This is a genomic window from Stutzerimonas stutzeri (genome assembly GCF_024448695.1).
GTDB lineage: Bacteria > Pseudomonadota > Gammaproteobacteria > Pseudomonadales > Pseudomonadaceae > Stutzerimonas > Stutzerimonas stutzeri_T.
The window spans coordinates 1-20,709 of sequence record NZ_JAMOHY010000013.1 but is presented as its reverse complement, the minus strand read 5'-3'; the positions used below and the strand labels follow the sequence as shown (position 1 = coordinate 20,709).

Sequence of the window (20,709 nt, the reverse complement as noted above, 5' to 3'; positions counted from 1 at the left end):
GCCCTCAGAGCGCCGAAGCGCCGCATATAAGGAAGCCGCCCGATGAGCCCCTCCATTGACGTCACCGCATTGGCCGAAGCCTATGCCGCTAAATCACCACAAGACATTCTCAAGCTGGCGTTCGATCTGTTTGGTGATGACCTGTGGATATCGTTCAGCGGCGCCGAAGACGTGGTGCTGCTGGACATGGCCTGGAAGCTGAATAAAAACGTCAAGGTGTTCACCCTCGACACTGGCCGTCTGCACAGCGAAACCTACCGCTTCATTGAGCAGGTGCGCGATCACTACAAGATTCCCATCCAGATCATGACGCCGGACTCGAAGCGGCTGGAGTCGATGGTTAACGAGAAAGGCCTGTTCAGCTTCTACCGCGACGGCCATGGCGAATGCTGTGGCATCCGCAAGATCGAACCGTTGCGCCGCAAGCTGGCCACTGTCCGGGCCTGGGCCACAGGCCAGCGTCGCGACCAGAGCCCCGGCACGCGCAGTCAGGTATCGGTACTGGAGATCGATACCGCGTTCTCCACGCCTGACCACACCCTGTACAAGTTCAACCCGCTGGCACAGATGACCAGCGAGGAAGTCTGGGGCTATATCCGCATGCTGGAGATTCCCTACAACAGCCTGCACGAACGCGGCTTCATCAGCATCGGCTGCGAACCCTGCACGCGCCCGGTGCTACCCAACCAGCACGAACGCGAAGGCCGCTGGTGGTGGGAAGAGTCCACGCAGAAGGAATGCGGGCTGCATGCCGGCAACCTGATCACCAAGGAATAAGACGGCAAGCCTCGTAGGGCGAACCCGTTCGGCTTTCGCTCACCGACTACAGCTAGGGTCGAATGAATTCGGCCCTGGCCGCAGCCATGCTTTGATCAGTACGTGGGTAGCTCGACGTCCTGAAACAGCTCTTCCAATTCAAGCTTGTTGCGACACTTCACAGCCTTGTCGAGCATCTCGCGATCCAGATGCGGTGCGAAGGCTTCGATGAAGTCGCACATGAACCCGCGCAGAAAGGTGCCTCGACGAAAGCCGATCTTGGTGACACTGGCCTCGAACAGCTCACTGGCATCCAGTACCACCAGATCAGGATCGAGCGTGGCATCGACAGCCATCTGCGCCACGATGCCAACACCCAGGCCCAACCGCACATAAGTCTTGATGACGTCGGCATCCGCTGCTGTGAACACCACCTTGGGTGACAGCCCTTGATGGCTGAAGGCCTCATCGAGCTTGGAACGACCCGTAAAGCCGAACACATAGGTCACGATGGGGTGCTCGGCAAGTGCTTCCAGCGTCAGCTTTTCCAGCTTCGCCAGAGGATGACCCTGCGGCACCACCACGCAACGATTCCAGCGGTAGCAAGGCATCATCACGAGGTCACCGAACAGCTCCAGTCCCTCGGTGGCGATGGCGAAATCCACGGTTCCGTCTGCCGCCATTTCTGCAATCTGCAACGGCGTGCCCTGGTGCATGTGCAGGGAAACGTCGGGGTACTGGCTGATGAACCGGCTGATGACCCTCGGCAAGGCATAACGAGCCTGGGTATGGGTGGTGGCGATGCTCAGCGTGCCCTTCTTCTCATTGGAAAATTCCTGGGCAATTTGCTTGATGCTTTCGCATTTGCGCAGGATTTCGCCAGCCGTGGTGATGATCCGCTCGCCGGCAGGCGTGACACGTGTCAGATGCTTGCCGCTGCGGGCGAATACCTCGACGCCCAGCTCATCCTCGAGCAGGCGAATCTGCTTGCTGATGCCAGGCTGTGAAGTGAACAGGCTTTGTGCGGTGGCTGAGACATTGAGGTCATGATGCGCCACCTCCCAGATGTAACGCAGTTGTTGAAGCTTCATAGAAATCCCTCAAAATAGCGGTGACATCCGGTAGCCGTCACTTACTTATAACTGTTGTGCATAGATAGTGCTCGATTCTAGATCATTTATCCGGGCCTTGCCCGCTCAGATTCTTGCAGGCAGCGTGGACTCACTGGCTTCGCTTGAGCTTAGCAGTCCGGCACAAAACCACTACCAACCGGCTGCCAGACAAGGCCTTGCGACTTCAAGGTCATTGTCGAGGCGACTCAATACGCGATAAGGTTCCGCCTCCCCGCTGCGCCCCAGGCCCTGTTCCGCCGCACCGGGATGGCTGGCGGACGGCACCCGTGACCCTGACGAGTAACACGATGGCTGATTTACCGATCGATGACCTCAACGTTTTCTCCAACGAAACCCTGATCACACCGGAGCAGTTGAAGCGGGAACTCCCGCTCACGGCATCCGCATTGAAGACCGTTTCCGAAGGACGGCAGGTCGTTCGTGACATCCTCGATGGCAAGGATCATCGCCTGTTCGTGGTGATCGGCCCCTGCTCGATTCACGATCTCAAGGCCGCCCATGAATATGCCGAACGCCTCAAGGTGCTGGCCGACAAGGTGTCCGACAGCCTCTACCTGATCATGCGCGTCTACTTCGAGAAGCCGCGCACTACCGTAGGCTGGAAGGGTCTGATCAACGATCCCTACATGGATGACTCGTTCAAGATCCAGGACGGCCTGCACATTGGCCGCAAGCTGCTGCTCGATCTGGCCGAGATGGGCCTGCCCACCGCTACCGAAGCCCTGGACCCGATCTCCCCGCAATACCTGCAGGATCTGATCAGCTGGTCCGCCATCGGCGCGCGCACCACCGAATCCCAGACCCACCGTGAAATGGCATCAGGCCTGTCCTCGGCGGTTGGCTTCAAAAACGGCACCGACGGCAGCCTGACGGTGGCGGTCAACGCCCTGCAATCAGTCTCCAGCCCGCACCGCTTCCTCGGTATCAACCAGGCTGGCGTGTCCTCCATTGTCACCACCAAGGGCAACCGCTACGGCCACGTGGTGCTGCGCGGCGGCAACGGCAAGCCCAACTACGATTCGGTCAGCGTTGCGGTGTGCGAACAGGAACTGGCCAGGGCCAAGATTGCCCCCAACATCATGATTGACTGCAGCCACGCCAACTCCAACAAGGACCCGGCCCTGCAACCGCTGGTGATGGACAACGTCGCCAACCAGATTCTGGAAGGCAACAACTCCATCGTCGGGCTGATGGTCGAAAGCCACCTGGGCTGGGGCAACCAGTCGATTCCCAAGGATCTGGCGGACCTGAAATACGGCGTGTCCATCACCGATGCCTGCATCGACTGGGATACCACCGAGAAGGCCATTCTCGGCATGCATGCCAAGCTCGTCGAGGTACTGCCCAAGCGGGCGCGCGGTTAAGCGAAGAAACGAGTAAAAAAACGCCGATTACGGCGTTTTTTTAAACCTGGTTATCGGTACTGTCTTCCGCTTTGGCATGCCGCTCTATATAGCGCTCCACGTACGAGCAGGAGGGAATGACCGTATAGCCCTCATGTTCGGCGTACTCCAGCGCATGCCTGGCCAGAACGGCAGCGATGCCTCGACCGCGTAGCGCATCGGGAACGAAAGTCCGGTAGATATCCAGGGTTTGCTTGCCCAGATCCATATAAGCCAGATAGGCACGATGACCATCCACGGTCGTCTCGAATTGGTGGCCTGCCCGATCATGGTGGATGGTCACTGTGTCGCTCATCTCGCCTCCTTGGTGCAGGTTGGTTTGGTTGCCTCTCAAGAACACTGCCGATAATGCATCCAGCGAACAGTGTGCGCCATACCCTTGCACCCTCTACACCGTCAAACCGTCCGCCAGATGCCGTATGCAGCGCATTAAAGGCATTCGCCAATCGGGTCTGGAGTGCAACTTTCGCTTACCAAGAGAGTCAATCCAATGGATAAAAAAGCTGGCTTTGGTTGTTTTTCAACCAGACAGGTCAGCCGCCAATGAAAAACAGGCGAGTTCGCATAAAAAACTGTGCTGACAGGTGTCTGCCTCAGTTTACTTGGCGAAACTTATCGGTAGTATGTGCCCGCCAACTTTCGATAATGGAAGTTGTCATGGATTTCATTTCAAGGGGAACACGATGAACAACGTTCTGAAACTTTCTGCTCTGGCTTTCGCTGCAGTACTGGCGACTGGTTGCAGCAACAGCATGACTCAAGAAGGCGAAGCTCGTCTGACCGCTACTGAAGATGCTGCTGCCCGCGCCCAGGCTCGTGCTGACGAAGCATACAGCAAGGCTGACGAAGCTCTGCAGGCCGCTCAGAAGGCTCAGCAGACCGCTGACGAAGCCAACGAGCGTGCACTGCGCATGCTGGAACGCGCCAGCCGCAAGTGAACCTCTGTGCCGTCCTGAAGGCTGAAATGCATTCAGGACGGATTACAGGCGTAAAAAAGCCGACCTTAAACAGGTCGGCTTTTTTATAGGCGAGGCATATCAAACGTTTAGAAAACAGACTCCTCATGACTCACCAGAGCCTGGCCCTGCTCGGCAATCTGAATGGGCAAGCCATCTTCTCCCGCAATGACCTCGCGCACCATTTCCCAATCCAGCCGTAGCGCGCTCGCATCATGTTCTTCGTCGAGCAGTGTATTGATCACCACGGCATGCTTGTCCATGAGCGTCATGTGCTGGTTTTCTTCCTGCAGCGGTGTGTGAGCTTCAAGGTAGACCTTGCCCTGACTGACACCGAACTTGTACGGCTCATCAATGATGCGCACCGGCGTACCTACCTTGACCCGTCCGGCAAGCTCGAGAACGTTGTGATTGAGCATGCGGAAACAGCCATGACTGACACGCATGCCAATACCGAACTTCTTGTTTGACCCGTGAATGAGATAACCCGGCATTGCCAGGGTCATCTTGTAGGGGCCCAGCGGGTTGTCAGGGCCTGGCGGCACCACCCTCGGCAGTGGATCACCATCCGCGGCATGCTCATCGCGAATCGACTGGGGCGGATACCAGGCCGGGTTGCTGGTCATCGCGGAAATGCGTGTATTGCCCACCGGCGATCCCCAGCCTTCGCGCCCGATGCCCAAGGGATAGGTATGCACCACTGACTGACCTTCCGGGTAGTAATACAGGCGGTACTCGGCAAGGTTGATCACGATGCCTTCACGCGGGCCCGGCGGGAGAATGAAACGTGTTGGCAGAATGATGTCGGTGCCTTCGCCTGGCAGCCAGGGATCGACCCCCGGATTCGCTGCAACAAGCTCCAGGTAGCCCAAATCATGGGTCTCGCCAAGGGCCGCGAAGGTGTCTTCATACTTGGCCTTGATGACCTGAATCTCGCCCACTATATCCTCGCCTTCGGGCGGCAGCGGCAATTCGAGCGCTACAGACTGTCCGGCCCACAGCAAGGCAGTAAGTGACATACAGGAGGCGACTGCAGAGGCACGCGGGAGCATTCGGGTTTCCTTGGAAATGGGGAAGGCTATTTTGGGCGATTGTACTCGAAGGCAAAGCGAGCGCCGAGCTACCAGGCATTGAGGACCGAAGCGAACCCCCGACGCTGCGCGCCGAGCGTCTCGCGACAAGTCGGACAAAGCCGCTGATCTTTCAGCAGACTGCGTTCCAGATCCTGCCAGCGCGGCTTTGCCGGTAGAAAACCACCACATAGGGTGCGATCAGCCTGACCATTCAGTTCCAACTGGCGCAGGGCCAGATGCAGACGATTCTCGCGACAGGCGAACAGGTCGAACTGCTCGTCCGGGACGATGAGGCGGTAGGCAAAAAGGGACCAGGCTGGACGAGGCATTGGAGGCTCCAATCGAGGGGCGCGACACTATCTGCGCCGCTGGCTCAAAGCAAGGGTTCGAGCACCGGCCATAGGTTGTCCAGCAGTCGCTGCTGGGCGGCAGCCGTGGGATGGATGCCGTCAGCCTGCATCATCTGTGCAACACCACCCACGCCTTCGAGAAAGAAAGGCACATAGGGCAGTTCCTGTTCGGCAGCGAGCGAGTCGAAGGCCTTGGCGAATGCCGTGGTATAACGCTGACCCAGATTGGGCGGCATGCGCATGCCAAGCAACACCACCCGGGCTCCCACTTCCTGCGACTGCTCAACCATCGCCGCAAGATTCTGTTTCAATTGCACTGGCGACTGCCCGCGCAAGCCATCATTGCCTCCAAGCTCCAGAATCACGATGGCAGGAGCATGCTCATCAAGCAGGGTCGGCAGCCTGGAACGCCCGCCCGCCGTGGTGTCGCCACTGATTGAGGCATTCACCACCTGATACTCGGGGGCCTCAGAATCCAGCCGTTGCTGGAGCATGTGCACCCAGCCCTGGCTGGTTTCCAGGCCGAAAGCGGCACTGATACTATCCCCGACCACCAGAACCGTCCCACCCAGGGCGCCCTGGACCCAGCACAGCAAGACCAGCACCCCACCTTTCAGCCACATTCGCATCGGAATCTCCATGAGCGACAGCATTCTCAATGCCCGGAACCTTAGCAAAGTGGTACCCAGCGCGGAAGGTGAACTGGCCATCCTCGACGAAGTGTCACTGAGCCTGGACAAGGGTGACAGCCTGGCCATCATTGGCACCTCCGGCTCGGGCAAATCCACCCTGCTCGGTCTGCTTGCCGGGCTGGATCTGCCCAGTTCCGGCGAGGTGACTCTGGCCGGCCATCGGCTCGGGGAACTGGATGAGGATCAACGCGCCAGGGTCCGGGCCGAGCATGTCGGCTTCGTTTTCCAGTCCTTCCAGCTACTCGACAGCCTCAATGCACTGGAAAACGTCATGCTGCCGCTGGAACTGCACGGTCGTCGTGATGCCCAGACGAAGGCCAGCGAACTGCTCGAGCGCGTCGGCCTGGGCGCGCGCCTGCACCACTACCCGCGACAGCTGTCTGGTGGCGAGCAACAGCGCGTTGCCGTCGCCCGCGCCTTCGCCGCCGAACCCGAAGTGCTGTTTGCCGACGAGCCGACCGGCAATCTCGACAGTCACACGGGCGCGAACATCACCGAACTGCTCTTCGAGCTGAACCGTGAGCGCGCTACCACACTGGTGCTGGTGACCCATGATGAACGTCTGGCCCAGCGTTGCCAGCATCTGCTGCGGCTGGAAGGCGGCCGACGGGTCGACGACGAGCAGAGCCGATGAAGCGCGTACCCATCAGCCGGCTGGCTACCCTCGCCCTGCGCCAACTCCTGCGTGATGCGCGCTCGGGCGAATTGCGCGTGCTTTTCTGTGCGCTACTGATCGCAGTGGCAGCCAGTACTGCCATCGGTTATTTCGGCGCCCGCTTGAATGACGCCATGCTCTTGCGCGCCACCGAATTCCTCGGTGCCGACCTGGTCGTGCGCGGCAGCGCTCCTGCCGCACCGGAGCAGATCGAAGCAGGTAGCCGACTGCAGCTTGATCATGCCCGCGTAGTGGAGTTCTCCAGCGTCATCGCCACCGACGACAACCTGCAACTGGCCAGCGTCAAGGCCGCCGACAGCCATTATCCGCTGCGTGGCGAACTGCGCAGCGCAGCAGCGCCCTATCAGCCCGAACAGGCCAGTCAGGGTCCGCAGCCCGGCGAAGCCTGGGCCGAAGCACGCCTGTTCGCGGCGCTGGATCTGCAGGTCGGCGACCTGATCGAGGTCGGCAACAAGCCGCTGCAACTGACTCGCGTACTGACCTATGAACCTGATCGCGTGGGTGACTTCTACAGTCTGACGCCGCGCGTATTGATGCATATCGATGACCTGCAGGCGACCGGCGTGGTTCAGCCTGGCAGCCGCGTGAGCTACCGCGAACTCTGGCGCGGTCCGGCATCACAGCTGCAAGCCTATCAGCAGGCCATCCAGGCTGATCTTCAGCCTCACCAGCGCATCGAAACTGCGAAAGACGGCAATCGCCAGATTGGCGGCGCCCTGGGCCGTGCCGAGCGCTACCTGAACCTGGCCAGCCTGGCGGCGGTGTTGCTCGCCGGGGTTGCCGTGGCCTTGTCCGCCTCGCGCTTTGCTTCACGTCGTTTCGATGCCAGCGCGCTGCTGCGCTGCCTCGGACTGTCCCGTCGCGAAGCGCTGCTGCTCTATACCTTGCAGTTGGCCTATCTCGGCGCATTGGCCAGCATAGTCGGTGCGCTGCTGGGCTGGGCGGCGCAGCACGGGCTGTTCTTCCTGCTGCGTGATCTGGTGGTCAGCGAAATTCCCACAGCAACTCTCTGGCCGGCCTTGGCCGGCATCGCCACGGGGCTGGTGGCCCTGGCCGGCTTCGCCCTGCCACCGCTGGCTGCACTGGGGCGTGTGCCTCCGCTGCGTGTGCTGCGCCGCGACATGCTGCCGGTGCCGCCCAGTACCTGGTTGGTATACGGCGCAGCCATTGTCGCTCTGGGGCTGATCATGTGGCGTCTGAGCCTGGATCTGAAAATCACCTTGGCCCTGCTCGGTGGTGGCCTGCTCGCCACGCTGGTGCTCGGTGGCCTGCTGTTGCTGACTTTGCAGGGACTGCGCCGGACGCTGTCAGGAGCCTCCCTGCCCTGGCGCCTGGGGCTCGGCCAGTTGCTGCGCCATCCGCTGGCTGCTGCCGGTCAGTCACTGGCCTTTGGCCTGATCCTGCTGGCCATGGCACTGATCGCGCTGCTGCGCGGCGAACTGCTCGACACCTGGCAGGAACAGCTGCCCGAAGACGCCCCCAACCATTTCGTACTGAACGTGTTGCCGGCGGACAGTGCCGCCTTCGGCGAGCGCATCGCGGCCCTGTCCGATCATTCAGCCCCACTGTATCCAGTGGTGCCGGGACGTCTCGTAGCCATCAATGGCGAACCGGTACGGCAGGTCGTCAGCAAGGAAAGCCAGGGCGAACGGGCAATCCGCCGGGACCTGAGCCTGACCTGGGCCAGTGAACTGCCGGCGGACAATCGCCTGACCGCAGGCCGCTGGTGGAATGATGAGCCTGGTGAGCTGCCCGGCGTGTCGGTGGAAGCAGAGCTGGCCGAGAGCCTGACGGTGAAACTGGGTGATCGTCTGAGTTTCACCGTGGGCGGCATCACCCGTGACGTCAGCGTGATCAGCCTGCGTGAAGTGAACTGGGACAGCTTCCAACCCAACTTCTACATGATCTTCGAGCCGCACACGCTGCAGGACGTCCCCGCTACGTATATGACCAGTTTCCACCTGCCGCCCGGCAAGGACCGCGAACTGGTACAGCTCGCACGCGATTTCCCCTCTGCAACGATCCTTCAGGTCGAGGCCCTGCTCGGCCAGCTGCGCAGCATCCTCGCGCAAGTCTCGCTGGCCGTGGAATACGTGCTGATGTTTGTCCTGGCGGCGGGCCTTGCCGTGCTGTTCGCCGGTCTGCAGGCAACCCTCGACGAACGCATTCGCCAGGGTGCCTTGCTGCGGGCGCTGGGCGCCGAGCGCAAGCTCTTGCTCAAGGCCCGGCGCGCCGAGTTCGGCGTACTCGGCGCGGCCAGCGGTCTACTGGCCGCGCTGGGCTGTGAACTGGTCAGCGCCCTGCTCTACCACTTCGTCTTCGACCTGCGCTGGCAGCCGCATCCCTGGCTGCTGGTTTTGCCGCTGATCGGCGCCCTGCTGGTCGGTGGGGCGGGCGTGATCGGTACGCGCCGCGCGCTGAACGCCAGTCCACTGAGTGTGCTGCGCGAGGATTGAATCATTGGAGCCATCGCCCGTTCCATAAGGTGCCGCTAGCTGAAACGGGCAGCTGGCTTACAATGTCCGGCCTCCATAGCCGAACCGGATAGTTCATGAGCCGTTACCGTCCACCGCGCCCTGCCGGCACCCCGCTGATTACCCCTGAAGGTGAGGCGCGACTGCGTGCCGAGTTGCATGAGCTATGGCACGTCAAGCGCCCACAGGTGACGCAGTCAGTAAGTGAAGCCGCCGCGCAAGGCGATCGTTCGGAAAACGCCGAATACACCTATGGCAAGAAGATGCTGCGGGAGATCGACAGCCGTGTGCGCTTTCTTACCAAGCGGCTGGAGAAGCTCAAGGTGGTCAGCGAACGGCCAGGCGACCCCGGCAAGGTGTACTTCGGCGCCTGGGTGACCGTCGAGGATGAGGACGGCGAGCAGGCACGCTATCGCATAGTCGGCCCGGACGAACTGGATCTCAGGCAGGGCCTGATCAGCATCGATTCGCCGTTGGCCAGAGCCCTGGTAGGCAAGCCGCTGGATGCCGAAGTGCAGGTCCAGACGCCAACCGGCCCCAGGCTCTGGTACATCGTCGCGATCGAGTACTGAGCTTAATTGGATGCGCTCTGCGGCCCTGCCTCCAGCAGATAGCGCTCCCGGTTGTATGCCAGGTAGTACTTGTTCACGGCATTGACGTAACTCACCACCCCCATGCCCATGGTTTCCATGGCAATACGTTCGACCTGGAAGAACCATTGATCCGGGTTGAGGCCTCGACGGCGGGCCTCGGCGCGCATGCTCTGTACCCGCTGGGGTCCCATGTTGTAGCCAGCGAGGATGAACGCCATGCGCTCACGTTCATTGAGCCTGGGGCTGGCGAAGAAATCCCGGCGGATACTGGCCAGATACCTGGCGCTTGCCAGCACATTGTTCTCCAGCTTGCCGATATCACCGACGCCCATGCTGCGCGCTGTGGCGGGTGTCATCTGCATCAGCCCGGTGGCGCCCGAAGCGCCTCGGGCTGCCGGGTTAAGGGTCGATTCCTTGAAGGCCAACGCCGCCAGGTTCAGCCAGTCGATATCCTGCTGTCGGCCATGGTGTTGCAGTGTCGAACGAACCTTTTCCAGACGCTGCCGACCAATGGCGTCAAGCGGATACTGCACTCGATACAGACGTCGATATACCCGAACGAAGGCGGCATCCTGATTATCCGGGACGCGGTAGTTCGCCAGAAAACGGTCTGCGCTGGCGCGCAACATGCTCGCTTCCTGGCGTACGAACCAGTACATGCCTGCGTGCTCACCCAGCGTCAGGTGCGACTCGATACGAAGCTTCGGCAACACCTTCGCCCAACGCTCGGCAATCGGCTGCTCAACGATGGTGGCCGGGTAAATACCGGCCTGCACCATTTCCAGCACGTCTTCCACGGCGAGCGTCGAATCGACCCACTCGACAACGATGGGCGCACGTCCGCCCTGCATCAATTCCCGGTTGACCTTTTCCAGCGCGCTACCGGCGACGCTGCCTGCCGGTAATGCCAGACTGCGCCCCGAGAATTGTTGCAGCTGTGTGTAGCGCCGGCTGCCCTGGCGTGTAACCAACACCATCGGCACCTGCTTCACAACCGCACGCGTGCGACTCACCTGGCGCATCGTTCCTCGATCAAGCAACTCGCCCGGCGCCACCAGATCCCCTTCGCCTCTTTGCAGGGCCGCGAGGAGTTGGTCCTTTGCCTTGGGGATGACTTCCAGAGTGACCGTACGCCCTTTCGAGTCGCGATTGAGAAACTGCTCGAAGGCTCGCAAGCGAACATACTCGACGCCAATGGCTTCGCCCTTCACTTCACCGGAGCTGTTGCGGCTCTGATTCACCAGCACACGCAACACACCGCTGCGGCGAATCTGTGCCAGATCGCGTACCGTATCCGACGCCTGCCAGGCCTGCGGACCGACCACGCGCGCAACCGCCGGCCAGGGCGCAAGCACCAGCAGACAAAGCATCAGAGGCAGTAATCGGGTCATCAGCGATAAATATCGGCTCAAAATTGAACAAGATGCGTGCGGCCAGACCTGGCGCAAGGCGGCGAAGGTTCTCACAGCAACGGTCCACTCGCCAGCCAAGACCGACATACAACTTGAGCTATATAATTTAAATTATTGATTTTTATAGTTATATTTTAATTTCATATATGAGGCTTTCATGCAGCTTGTCGACATTGGCGTCAATCTGACTCATCCGACTTTCCGTCGCGATCCTCGCGCCGTCCTTGACCGCGCCTACGACGCGGGTGTCATGCAAATGGTACTGACCGGCACCAGCCTGAGCGAAAGCGAAGCAGCTCTGATGCTCTGCCGCGAAATGGACGAAAGCGGCCAGCGACTCTTTTGCACTGCCGGTATACACCCCCACGAAGCCAGCCAATGGTCTTCACAGAGCGCGACGGCACTCCAGCAATTGCTCGCCGAACCCGAAGTTCACGCGGTCGGCGAATGCGGGCTGGACTTCCATCGCGACCTTTCGCCACGCGCACAGCAGGAGCGCGTCCTCGAAGAACAACTGCAACTGGCGGTGGAGACCGGCCTGCCGGTCTTTCTCCATGAGCGCGAGGCCGACCAGCGCCTGGCGGACATCGTCCGGTCCTTTCGCGACCAGCTCAGCGCTGCCGTGGTGCACTGCTTCACGGGTGAAAAACGCGCGCTTTATGCCTATCTCGACCTTGATCTGCACATCGGCATCACCGGTTGGATCTGCGACGAGCGCCGCGGAACGCATCTGCATCCGCTGGTTCGTGAAATTCCCAGCGATCGACTGATGCTTGAAAGCGATGCGCCCTACCTGCTGCCGCGCACGCTGCGCCCCCGGCCCAAGCACAACGAGCCTGCCTTTCTTCCCGAGGTCCTGCGTGAAGTCGCACGGCATCGCAGTGTGAGCGAACAGGAACTGGCAGCGACCAGCACGGCCTGCGCGCAGCAGTTTTTCCGAATTCCGTCTCTGCCGTCGACCTGACAGTCACAGCACTTCGTCAGCCAAAAACCGTCACTGTTTGCCGGCTCAGAGCCAGCAACTCGCCCTGCGGGCTCCAGAGCGCGGCGGCACAATGGCCATAGCCGTTGCGCGCGTGCTCGATCACGGCGCGGTACTGGCACCAGTCATGGGTATTGACGTCTGGCTGCGGCTGGATGAACTCAATGGTCCAGGTCAGCGAACTACCAGGGGCAAAGCCTTTGAGGTGTGGCAGCACGGCGGGAGGCCAGGCGTCCACCAGCGCCAGTAGATGCGCGACAGTCAAGGGTTCGCGTGCTATTTCGCCACGCTGACGCACCCACCCGCCCATTTCCCGCGAAGTGTTACCGCTGAACGGCAGGCCGCCAATGCCCCAGCGCATGGACAGGTGTCGGGTGAATTCAGGGGTGACACCGGGTATGTAGGGCAACTCATGACAGGCCTCCAGCGCCGGCATGCTCGGGGCCGGCTCGGCCTCTACCGCTACGACGGACGTGCGGGCAGCACCGAAACTGCCTTGCACCAGCGTCACTACCTGGCCGTCCTGCATGGCCCGACCGAGCACCTGGCTGACTGCCTTGCCTTCACGCAGCACCTGGGCCTCGAAACTGACCGGAGTGTCCACCAGCAGCGGGCCGACAAAGGTGATGGCCAGTGAGCGTACCGGACGGTCTTCCGGCACCTGCGCCTGCATCGTCTCGTACACCAGCGCCGCCGCCAGCCCGCCAAAGCCCGCTCGGCCCTGCCCCCAGCTGGCGGGCACGACAAGCTCCTGTGGTTTGTCGCGCACGGCTTGTATCAGTTCGGAAAGGGTCATGTCTGCCTCTGAAGCGGGTTATCGGTCGTCATCTTAGCCTCGGGCCGCCGGCATGCGCGCGCAGCCTGGCCGGGAATATTGGTCAATCCGGGCCGGATTCACTCGGCCTCAACCGTAGCGAACCGAATGAAGCTGACCCTACAGCGTCTCACGCACCCCGGAACGCCACGGCAGGCGTCGTCCAAGCCTCGCCAGCACATTCTGCATCCTGTTCCTGTCCACCGCCTCGCCGGCATAGCGTGCCCGCTCGTACAGCAGGGCAAACTCACCGATGGTTTCAGCCATGGAGGGCAGTTGGAGTGCCGCCCGTTCGGCGAAGTCGCGCGCCCCTTCGCCGTCCTGGCGGATCACGCCGCGTCGCGCCAGAAGGCGCTCGAAACGACGGTACAGACGCAACTGCGGATCACGCTCGAACTTCCAGGGTTTGAGCAGCAGCAGAGCCAGCAGTGCGATCAGTACGGCTGCGCAAGCGACCAGCAGCAGCCCCAGCTGACGCGCATCGATATTGCCGAACATCCTCTCCAGAGTTCGCAGCTGACGCTCACCCTGATAATCGAGAACCCAGCGCTGCCACCCGTAGTTGAGGTTCTCCCAGCCAAAGCGCAGCTCGTTCAGCCAGCCGATATCACGGTAGCGACGCAGGGTCATCGGTGACTCCTGAAGCAGGCCCTGCTCATCGACCAGCGCCTCCTCAAGCCCCATCTCGATGCGTTCCGGGGCGACCTGAAAGGTCGGATCCACACTGACCCAGCCACGCTCGTCAATCCAGTATTCAACCCAGGCATGGGCGTCGAGCTGGCGCACCGACAGATAGTTACCGGCGGGATTTAATTCTCCGCCCTGGTAGCCCGCGACCACCCGCGCGGGAATCCCGGCGGCACGAAGAACGAAGGTCATCGCCCCTGCGTAGTGGATGCAGAAGCCGTTGAGGGTCTCGAACAGGAAGTCATCGACAATTTCACTGCCTACCGGCGGCGGTCGCAGCGTGTAACCGTAGGGCTGCCGGTTGAAATGCCGCAACAGCGCCTGCACCACCGCTTCGGGATCCTGATGTTCACGCCGCAGTTGTGCCGCCCAGCTACGTGCGCGCGGGTTGCCTTCGCCGGGAAGCTGCAGGGAACGCTCCAGGGTGGCCGGCAAGGGCTTAGGCTCACGCAGGGCGTCCGGCCAGGAAGTGGCCTGGTAGAGCAAGGGCTTGTCCACCGGATGCCGACGCTGCAGATGGAAGTCGCTCATCAGGCGCACGTCGTCCGCCGCGACCTCGCCCACATCCAGCGCATACAGCCAGGGACGACCGCTGGGCTGCATGACGATGCTGTAGCGCAGCGGCGTGCCGCGCGGGGTCCATTGCGGCGCCTGGGGCACCTGGGCGGCGAAGGACTGAGACCAGCGCCGGCCATCGAAACGCTCGAAGGTAACGGCGCGCCAGTACAGGCGATCCCGCTCGGGGATCGGTCCCTCGAAGCTGGCCCTGAAGGCCAACGCGGCAGAGCGGCTCAACTCGGCGATATCGCCCGGCGACATGCTGTCGGCCAGCCCGGAAACCGCCCGCTCCTTCGGCTGCGGCAACGACCAGAGCGGGCCGAACCGCGGGAACAGCACGAACAGCAGCAGCATCAGCGGTACCGCCTGCAGCAGCAGCGAACCGGCCAGCCGCAGCGTGGGCCAGGGATGAGTTCCCCCAGCGCTCTGCTGCAGACCGATCATTGCCGCCAGCAGCGCCGTGACCGGCAGCAGGCTGTAGAGCCCGGCCAGCAGGCTGTCGTTGAACAGATAGCTGGTGACCACTATGAAGAAACCAAGGAAAACCAGTACCAGTGCATCTCGGCGGCTGCGCATTTCCACCAGCTTGAGAATGAACGCTGCGATCAGCAGTACCACGCCGGCTTCCAGCCCGATCAGGCTGCCGCGTGAAAAATATACGCCGAAGCCGGCGCCGATCATCATCAGCGCCTTCATCCAGCCACGCGGATAGCGCGCCTGCATGCGGAATATGCGTATCCGCCACGTCGCGCAACCGAGCCAGAGACCGATGATCCACAGCGGCAGATGCCCCAGGTGCGGCAGGATTACCAGCACCTGCGCTACCAGCAGCCAGACCAGGCCGTTGCGGGGGATGGGCTGGATGCTGCTCATCAGCCCTGCTCCTCTTGACCAAACAACGCAAGCTCGCGCAGGCAACGGCTGCGATGGTCGGCGCCTGCATCCGGGCCAATTGTCAGTTCGGAAAGACGCAAAGTGAAGGGTTGCTGGCGAGCCGACAGCTCGACAACCCAATGACAAAGCCGTGATAGCCGCGCCTCCAGATCACCATCGAGTGAATCCAGATCGAGCAGCGGTTCCTGCCCGACCAGTGCGGAAAACTCCTTCACCAGCAATCCCTGACCGCGGGAAAAGGCTTTCCAGTGCAGCCGCCGCCGCGAGTCACCCGGCTGCCAGTTTCGCAGACCCTGATAATCATCCACGCCTTGGCCCTGCGCACGACTGCCTTCATCCTCATCATCCAGGCCGACGGCGTGCGGCAGATCGCCCTCCACCGGCCGAGGATAAACCAGCGCCGCCAGCTGCAGATCAACCCAGCTCCAGGCGACCAACAGCCCCAGCGGAAAGCGGCTTTCAATCCTCAAACGACCGGGTCTCAGCCAGCCACGGCGTTCGCTCGGCAGGCTGACTTCGACCTCGCAGGTGCCACCAGCAGGCACATCGACCCGCTGCAGCTCGCCAGCCGGCCAGCCCAGCGCGACGGCCTGATACAGACGGCCACGACTTTCCAGCCTGATCCGCAGGCGGGCCTGTTCTCCGAGAAATACCGCATCCGCACCACCGGCCTGCAGCACCAGGCCGGCCAGGTTGCGCCAGGTGTGCAGGATGGTCACCACGAACACCGAACCAAGCAGAAAGGTCAGCGCATAGGCCAGGCTGTTCTGATAGTTGATGGCCGCGACCAGCATCAGCAACAAAGCGACCATGAAAGCCATGCCGACTGCGCTGGGCATGATGAAAATCCGTCGCTGGTCGAGGCGTACGTTGGGTCCTGGCGGAATGCGTTTGAGCAACCAGCGCTCGCGGGTACGCGGCAGCAGCCTCATGGTGCGCATTGCTGGCGAATTGAGCGAGGCAGCATCAGAGCGCCGGCACTTCGCGCAGCAGCCACTGCACCAGCGCCCCGCCACCATGACCGCCGGCATCGGCGCGTTCGCGCAGCCGGTGTCCGGCTACCGAGGGCAGCACCGCCTGCACATCCTCGGGGATCACATAGTCGCGATCATCCAGATAGGCCCAGGCGCGTGCCGCTGCCAGCAAGGCAAGGCTGCCGCGTGGCGACAGTCCCCAGGCAAACTGTGGCTGCGTGCGTGTCGCTTCGACCAGCCGTAGCACATAATCGACCAATGCATCGCTGACACGAACCTGGCTCACCGCACTCTGAATTGCCACCAGTGTGGCGCGATCGAGCACTGGCTCCAGCCGCGCCAGCAGGTCACGGCGCGAATCACCCAGCAGCAACGCCTTTTCCGCCGCTTTCGCCGGATAGCCCAGCGACAGCCGCATGAGAAAACGATCCAGCTGCGATTCCGGCAAGGCGAAGGTGCCGCCGGAACTGACCGGATTCTGCGTAGCAACTACAAAAAAGGGGTCTGGTAGTGGGCGGGTGGCGCCCTCGATGGTGACCTGGCCCTCCTCCATCGCCTCAAGCAGGGCGCTCTGGCTTTTCGGTGTGGCGCGGTTGATCTCGTCGGCCAGCACCAGCTCGGCAAAGATCGGCCCCGGATGGAAGATGAACTGCCCGCTGTCCTTATCGAACACTGAAGTGCCGAGAATATCGCCCGGCAGCAGGTCGGAAGTGAACTGGATGCGCTGAAATTCCAGTCCCATAACCCTGGCCAGAGTGTGGCTCAGGGTAGTCTTGCCCATGCCGGGCAGGTCTTCCACCAGCAGATGTCCCCGCGCCAGCAGGCAGGCCATTGCCAGTTGCACCTGTGATTGCTTGCCGAGCAGAACTTCATTGACCGCTCGTAAACAGACTTCCAATCGTGCGCGCATGCAACTCTCCTCTGTGCGTGGTGCCGATGCTACTGACACCGGGAGCCTCAGGCAAAGGCGCTGGAAGTTGTTGTGACGAAGTTCCAAGGTGCCAGCCGACACCTAATTTCACAGGTCAATCCCTGTCAGGGCCGAATTCATTCGGTCAGCACCATCAGCGCCCTTAAAGCCCCTGTTCCATGCAGCGCACGGCACGCTTTCTGCTATCCACCAGCACTCCGGTCAGACCTTTCTGCTCGGTATCAAACAGCACCAGGACGCCATCGACACATTGCGCGATCTGAGTAGCCGGTTTCAGCGATACCCGATAATCCTCGCCAGGTACGGTCTTGAGCATGGTGTAGTCAGCCAGCAGCAGCGCATCCTCGGGTTTGGCGATGTGTACGTAGCCGTAATAACTCAGCACGGCGATGGTGCCGAAGACACTGCCGATGGCAGTGAGAATCAAGGGGATGGGGTTGCGTTCGGACATCTGTAGTCTCGTATGGAAAGGTCGTTTGCGGGCATTCAGAGAATATTGGCGTAATCGGCTTCGATGCGGTCCAGACTCAGGTGATTGAGGAAGTTGGAAAAGCACATCCAGGCAGACAGCGCGTTGAGGTCCTGGAACTGCTGCGGCAGATAGCGAGGCGGCGCAACCATGCCCTCGTCCACCAGCTGACGCAGCGTGCGCATGTCTTCCAGTGTGGTCTTGCCGCAGAACAGCAGCGGGATCTGCTCCAGCTTGCCCTTGCGCACCGCCAGCTGGATGTAGTTGTAGACCATGATAAAGCCCTTCAAATAGGACAGGTCTTTGGTGAAGGGCAGACCGTCCGGTGTCGAGCCACGGAACACACGGTTGGCGTTGCTGTAGCACTCCTCATCGTCGTAACCCTGCTCGCGGAAGAAAGCGAAGACGTCGAGGAAATCTGCGCCCTCCTCGGCCATATGGATGGCTCGGGTGCGATTGGTGAGCTTGCGCAGCCGGGTCGGATAGGAGGCGAAGGCAATCACCTCCATCAGGATCGCCAGGCCTTCCTGGGTTACCGTCGAGGACGGCGGGCCCTTGGCCAGAAAGGTGCAGATCGGCTGGTTCTGGCCGTTGAGCGTGGTGCCTACATGCACCAGTCCTTCGTGCACTTCCAGCGCGCGCACGTCACGCTCGTTGAACATGGCGTCACTGCGGATCTTGATGTAATCAGCGCCGGCTGCGGCGTCGGCGAGGATGCCGTCGGATTCAAAGACGCGAATGACGCCCTCGCCTTCTCCGAACACCAGATCCAGCCGTCGCTGCAGCATGTCCACTGCCTGCTGGGCATTGAGCGTCTTGGCTTCATCCTTGAGATCGCCGCGGTCGGCAATGTTGTTGAGGTAGTCGGACAGCATCAGGCCAAGATCTGCAAGCGTCGGGTCCCCGGCATGGAAGGCGTCCGAGGCCGCGCCGTAGAGCTCTTGGGAGATCAGTCCGAAGTCCGCGGTGCCACGCGCTTCGAGCATGCGGATGACCATGCGATATTCCCGGCACATGCGCCGCATGATCTGCCCCACCGGGTTGAACTGACCCAGTTGGCGGGTGATATCGCGCTCGATGTTCTGGAACTCTTCCTTCTTGGCGCTGGGATCGAAGGCCAGGGGACGGCCTTCGTACCAGTTGCGATCGATCCTCGGCAGTTCGCGACAGCCCGAGGCGAAGAAGTCCTGCCGAATACTCTCGTCCCATTTCACCGCATCCAGCACCCGCACCGGGGTCTGCGCCATGACGATACGGTCGGACAACGCCCGGATGGTTAGCTGATATTCGTCCAGTTGCTTGCTTGTGTTCATCGGATTCCCGCTGGCTTGCGCCAAACTACGCTGATTCGCTCGGCAGGAATCGTGCAGATGTTCGGCCACCTTGTCCAGCGCGACAGCCCGTGCTTGCCAACCCGGCAATAGGCCGTGAGGGCCTAAACCGCAATTCAGCACCGTGGTAATCTCCCGCCTCGCCCACTTCGACATGCCTGCCATGAGTGTTACCCAAAGCCTGCTTCTACTGTTTCTGTTGATTCTTTTCAGCTCGTTCTTCGCACTGGCGGAAATCGCCCTGGCTGCCTCGCGGCCGTTGAAGCTTCGCCAGTTGTCCGATGAAGGCAGCGACAAGGCGCAACGCGTGATCGAGGTACAGAGGAACCCCGGCAACTACCTGACGGTGGTGCAGATCGGCATGAACGCGTTGGCGATTCTTGGCGGCATCGTCGGCGAAGGCATGCTCAGCCCACCGATTACCGAACTGCTGGCCAACCACTTCCCCGCCGCGCACGCGGCCACGCTGGGTTTCGTGATTTCCTTCGTCATCATCACCTCGCTATTCATCGTCATTACCGACCTCATCCCCAAGCAGGTGGCGATGGCCATCCCCGAGCATTTGGCGCTGCGGGTGATCGGCCCGATGGGGTTGCTCAATACGCTGCTCAAGCCACTGGTGCTGTTCTACGTGTGGCTGGCCAACGGCCTGATAAGACTGTTCAACCTGCCTAAAAAGCGCGAAGAACTGATCACTTCGGAAGATATCCTGGCCATGACTCAGGCAGGCGCTCAGGCCGGCACCCTCGCCGCCAGCGAGCAACAGGTCATCGAGAATATCTTCGAGCTGGAAACCCGCACGCTGCCCAGCGCCATGACCCACCGCGACAGCGTGGTGTTCTTCCTGCATGACGACCCGGATGAAGTGGTCCGTTCGCGCATCGCCAGCGAGCCCCATTCGGCGTATCCGGTGTGCGATGGCGACATCGATCACATCATCGGCTACGTCACCATCAAGGATCTGTTCCAGCGCGTTCTGAGCGACAAACCCATTTCCCTTACCGACCCGACACTGACCCACAAGCCGCTGGTGGTGCCGGACCGCCTTACGCTTGCCGAAGTGCTGAAGCAGTACCGTCAGGCCGGCGAGACCTTTGCGCTGATCCTCAACGAATACAGCATGCTGGTGGGCCTGATCACACTCAACGACGTGATGAGCATCGTCATGGGTGATCTCGTATCCCCCTGGTACGAGGAGCAGATTGTCCGCCGCGACGAGCACTCCTGGCTGATCGATGGCATCACGCCGATCCAGGATGTGCGCCGGGCTCTGGATATCGAAAGCGTTCCTCACGACGACGAATACGAGACACTCGCCGGCTTCCTGATGACCATGCTTCGCCGCGTACCCAGGCGCACCGACCGCGTGGTCTGGGGCGATTACACCTTCGAGGTGATGGACGTCGACAACTACCGGATTGACCAGGTCATGGCCACCCGCAACCAACGGCCTGACAGCAGTGAGCCGGCGGCCGAAGACACGAGACCGGCAGGCTGAGTCGGCTGCAGCCACGGCTGCACAGCTGGTTTAACGAAAAAACCCGCACCAAG

Annotated in this window: 20 protein-coding genes; 8 read left to right on the top strand and 12 right to left on the bottom strand. The window is 61.3% G+C overall.

The features are described 5' to 3' along the window. Positions 1 to 42 precede the first annotated feature (42 nt). The gene (locus NAV32_RS11310) at positions 43 to 777 is read left to right on the top strand and encodes a phosphoadenylyl-sulfate reductase (RefSeq protein WP_256052897.1); all 735 of its coding nucleotides are present in this window, start codon (positions 43 to 45) and stop codon (positions 775 to 777) included. A gap of 95 nt (positions 778 to 872) precedes the next feature. On the opposite strand, the gene cysB is transcribed toward NAV32_RS11310, so the two are convergent. Continuing rightward, a complete protein-coding gene (gene cysB, locus NAV32_RS11305; RefSeq protein WP_256052896.1) occupies positions 873 to 1,847 on the bottom strand; it encodes an HTH-type transcriptional regulator CysB in 975 nt (324 codons plus the stop codon). A gap of 329 nt (positions 1,848 to 2,176) precedes the next feature. Between cysB and NAV32_RS11300 the strand changes: the two genes are divergently transcribed. Continuing rightward, positions 2,177 to 3,253, top strand: a complete 1,077-nt coding sequence (locus tag NAV32_RS11300) for a 3-deoxy-7-phosphoheptulonate synthase (protein ID WP_256052895.1) — start codon at positions 2,177 to 2,179, stop codon at positions 3,251 to 3,253. A gap of 40 nt (positions 3,254 to 3,293) precedes the next feature. Here the strand turns inward: NAV32_RS11300 and NAV32_RS11295 are convergent, their stop codons facing one another. Further along, a complete protein-coding gene (locus tag NAV32_RS11295; RefSeq protein WP_256052894.1) occupies positions 3,294 to 3,587 on the bottom strand; it encodes a GNAT family N-acetyltransferase in 294 nt (97 codons plus the stop codon). 388 nt (positions 3,588 to 3,975) lie between these two features. Here NAV32_RS11295 and NAV32_RS11290 point away from each other — a divergent pair, with 388 nt between their 5' ends. After that, positions 3,976 to 4,230: an Lpp/OprI family alanine-zipper lipoprotein gene (locus NAV32_RS11290; RefSeq protein WP_037022633.1), complete on the top strand. Its 255-nt coding sequence runs from the start codon at positions 3,976 to 3,978 to the stop codon at positions 4,228 to 4,230. Positions 4,231 to 4,337: 107 nt separating this feature from the next. Here the strand turns inward: NAV32_RS11290 and NAV32_RS11285 are convergent, their stop codons facing one another. From NAV32_RS11285 to NAV32_RS11275, 3 genes are all read right to left on the bottom strand, one after another. Continuing rightward, on the bottom strand, positions 4,338 to 5,300 hold the full coding sequence (locus tag NAV32_RS11285; protein WP_256052893.1) for a L,D-transpeptidase family protein: 963 nt from the start codon (positions 5,298 to 5,300) through the stop codon (positions 4,338 to 4,340). Between the two features lie 68 nt (positions 5,301 to 5,368). Next, positions 5,369 to 5,650 (bottom strand): hypothetical protein, encoded by a 282-nt coding sequence (locus tag NAV32_RS11280; protein ID WP_256052892.1) that lies wholly within the window; start codon positions 5,648 to 5,650, stop codon positions 5,369 to 5,371. A gap of 44 nt (positions 5,651 to 5,694) precedes the next feature. Then, a complete protein-coding gene (locus NAV32_RS11275; protein WP_272890257.1) occupies positions 5,695 to 6,300 on the bottom strand; it encodes an arylesterase in 606 nt (201 codons plus the stop codon). A 10-nt stretch (positions 6,301 to 6,310) separates the two neighbouring features. Between NAV32_RS11275 and NAV32_RS11270 the strand changes: the two genes are divergently transcribed. From NAV32_RS11270 to greB, 3 genes are all read left to right on the top strand, one after another. Next, complete coding sequence (locus tag NAV32_RS11270) at positions 6,311 to 6,997, top strand: ABC transporter ATP-binding protein (protein WP_256052891.1); 687 nt, start codon at positions 6,311 to 6,313, stop codon at positions 6,995 to 6,997. Next, a complete protein-coding gene (locus NAV32_RS11265) occupies positions 6,994 to 9,495 on the top strand; it encodes an ABC transporter permease (protein WP_256052890.1) in 2,502 nt (833 codons plus the stop codon). The genes NAV32_RS11270 and NAV32_RS11265 overlap by 4 nt, the downstream gene beginning before the upstream one ends. Positions 9,496 to 9,590: 95 nt before the next feature. Beyond that, the gene (gene greB / locus NAV32_RS11260; protein WP_256052889.1) at positions 9,591 to 10,085 is read left to right on the top strand and encodes a transcription elongation factor GreB; all 495 of its coding nucleotides are present in this window, start codon (positions 9,591 to 9,593) and stop codon (positions 10,083 to 10,085) included. A 2-nt stretch (positions 10,086 to 10,087) separates the two neighbouring features. On the opposite strand, the gene NAV32_RS11255 is transcribed toward greB, so the two are convergent. Then, complete coding sequence (locus tag NAV32_RS11255) at positions 10,088 to 11,497, bottom strand: transglycosylase SLT domain-containing protein (RefSeq protein ID WP_256052888.1); 1,410 nt, start codon at positions 11,495 to 11,497, stop codon at positions 10,088 to 10,090. 178 nt (positions 11,498 to 11,675) lie between these two features. Between NAV32_RS11255 and NAV32_RS11250 the strand changes: the two genes are divergently transcribed. Then, positions 11,676 to 12,482: a TatD family hydrolase gene (locus tag NAV32_RS11250; RefSeq protein WP_256052887.1), complete on the top strand. Its 807-nt coding sequence runs from the start codon at positions 11,676 to 11,678 to the stop codon at positions 12,480 to 12,482. Positions 12,483 to 12,498: 16 nt separating this feature from the next. Here NAV32_RS11250 and NAV32_RS11245 read toward each other — a convergent pair whose 3' ends face one another. The 6 genes from NAV32_RS11245 to NAV32_RS11220 form a co-directional block, all read right to left on the bottom strand. Then, the gene (locus tag NAV32_RS11245; protein WP_256052886.1) at positions 12,499 to 13,296 is read right to left on the bottom strand and encodes an acyl-CoA thioesterase; all 798 of its coding nucleotides are present in this window, start codon (positions 13,294 to 13,296) and stop codon (positions 12,499 to 12,501) included. Between the two features lie 138 nt (positions 13,297 to 13,434). Further along, the gene (locus NAV32_RS11240) at positions 13,435 to 15,432 is read right to left on the bottom strand and encodes a transglutaminase TgpA family protein (RefSeq protein ID WP_272890256.1); all 1,998 of its coding nucleotides are present in this window, start codon (positions 15,430 to 15,432) and stop codon (positions 13,435 to 13,437) included. Beyond that, the gene (locus NAV32_RS11235) at positions 15,432 to 16,385 is read right to left on the bottom strand and encodes a DUF58 domain-containing protein (RefSeq protein WP_256052885.1); all 954 of its coding nucleotides are present in this window, start codon (positions 16,383 to 16,385) and stop codon (positions 15,432 to 15,434) included. The genes NAV32_RS11240 and NAV32_RS11235 overlap by 1 nt, the downstream gene beginning before the upstream one ends. A 34-nt stretch (positions 16,386 to 16,419) precedes the next feature. Continuing rightward, positions 16,420 to 17,337: an AAA family ATPase gene (locus tag NAV32_RS11230; RefSeq protein WP_256052884.1), complete on the bottom strand. Its 918-nt coding sequence runs from the start codon at positions 17,335 to 17,337 to the stop codon at positions 16,420 to 16,422. 163 nt (positions 17,338 to 17,500) lie between these two features. Further along, complete coding sequence (locus NAV32_RS11225) at positions 17,501 to 17,809, bottom strand: hypothetical protein (protein ID WP_256052883.1); 309 nt, start codon at positions 17,807 to 17,809, stop codon at positions 17,501 to 17,503. Between the two features lie 35 nt (positions 17,810 to 17,844). Continuing rightward, a complete protein-coding gene (locus NAV32_RS11220) occupies positions 17,845 to 19,140 on the bottom strand; it encodes a flavohemoglobin expression-modulating QEGLA motif protein (protein ID WP_256052882.1) in 1,296 nt (431 codons plus the stop codon). A 181-nt stretch (positions 19,141 to 19,321) separates the two neighbouring features. Here NAV32_RS11220 and NAV32_RS11215 point away from each other — a divergent pair, with 181 nt between their 5' ends. Next, entirely contained in the window at positions 19,322 to 20,656 is a 1,335-nt protein-coding gene (locus tag NAV32_RS11215; protein ID WP_256052881.1) for a hemolysin family protein, read from the top strand. Positions 20,657 to 20,709: the final 53 nt, after the last annotated feature.

Bases quoted from the DNA above. Each gene is read 5' to 3' on its own strand.
- NAV32_RS11310 (WP_256052897.1), top strand. From the start codon at position 43: ATGAGCCCCTCCATTGACGTCACCGCATTGGCCGAAGCCTATGCCGCT.
- cysB (WP_256052896.1), bottom strand. From the start codon at position 1,847: ATGAAGCTTCAACAACTGCGTTACATCTGGGAGGTGGCGCATCATGAC.
- NAV32_RS11300 (WP_256052895.1), top strand. From the start codon at position 2,177: ATGGCTGATTTACCGATCGATGACCTCAACGTTTTCTCCAACGAAACC.
- NAV32_RS11295 (WP_256052894.1), bottom strand. From the start codon at position 3,587: ATGAGCGACACAGTGACCATCCACCATGATCGGGCAGGCCACCAATTC.
- NAV32_RS11290 (WP_037022633.1), top strand. From the start codon at position 3,976: ATGAACAACGTTCTGAAACTTTCTGCTCTGGCTTTCGCTGCAGTACTG.
- NAV32_RS11285 (WP_256052893.1), bottom strand. From the start codon at position 5,300: ATGCTCCCGCGTGCCTCTGCAGTCGCCTCCTGTATGTCACTTACTGCC.
- NAV32_RS11280 (WP_256052892.1), bottom strand. From the start codon at position 5,650: ATGCCTCGTCCAGCCTGGTCCCTTTTTGCCTACCGCCTCATCGTCCCG.
- NAV32_RS11275 (WP_272890257.1), bottom strand. From the start codon at position 6,300: ATGCGAATGTGGCTGAAAGGTGGGGTGCTGGTCTTGCTGTGCTGGGTC.
- NAV32_RS11270 (WP_256052891.1), top strand. From the start codon at position 6,311: ATGAGCGACAGCATTCTCAATGCCCGGAACCTTAGCAAAGTGGTACCC.
- NAV32_RS11265 (WP_256052890.1), top strand. From the start codon at position 6,994: ATGAAGCGCGTACCCATCAGCCGGCTGGCTACCCTCGCCCTGCGCCAA.
- greB (WP_256052889.1), top strand. From the start codon at position 9,591: ATGAGCCGTTACCGTCCACCGCGCCCTGCCGGCACCCCGCTGATTACC.
- NAV32_RS11255 (WP_256052888.1), bottom strand. From the start codon at position 11,497: ATGACCCGATTACTGCCTCTGATGCTTTGTCTGCTGGTGCTTGCGCCC.
- NAV32_RS11250 (WP_256052887.1), top strand. From the start codon at position 11,676: ATGCAGCTTGTCGACATTGGCGTCAATCTGACTCATCCGACTTTCCGT.
- NAV32_RS11245 (WP_256052886.1), bottom strand. From the start codon at position 13,296: ATGACCCTTTCCGAACTGATACAAGCCGTGCGCGACAAACCACAGGAG.
- NAV32_RS11240 (WP_272890256.1), bottom strand. From the start codon at position 15,432: ATGAGCAGCATCCAGCCCATCCCCCGCAACGGCCTGGTCTGGCTGCTG.
- NAV32_RS11235 (WP_256052885.1), bottom strand. From the start codon at position 16,385: ATGAGGCTGCTGCCGCGTACCCGCGAGCGCTGGTTGCTCAAACGCATT.
- NAV32_RS11230 (WP_256052884.1), bottom strand. From the start codon at position 17,337: ATGCGCGCACGATTGGAAGTCTGTTTACGAGCGGTCAATGAAGTTCTG.
- NAV32_RS11225 (WP_256052883.1), bottom strand. From the start codon at position 17,809: ATGTCCGAACGCAACCCCATCCCCTTGATTCTCACTGCCATCGGCAGT.
- NAV32_RS11220 (WP_256052882.1), bottom strand. From the start codon at position 19,140: ATGAACACAAGCAAGCAACTGGACGAATATCAGCTAACCATCCGGGCG.
- NAV32_RS11215 (WP_256052881.1), top strand. From the start codon at position 19,322: ATGAGTGTTACCCAAAGCCTGCTTCTACTGTTTCTGTTGATTCTTTTC.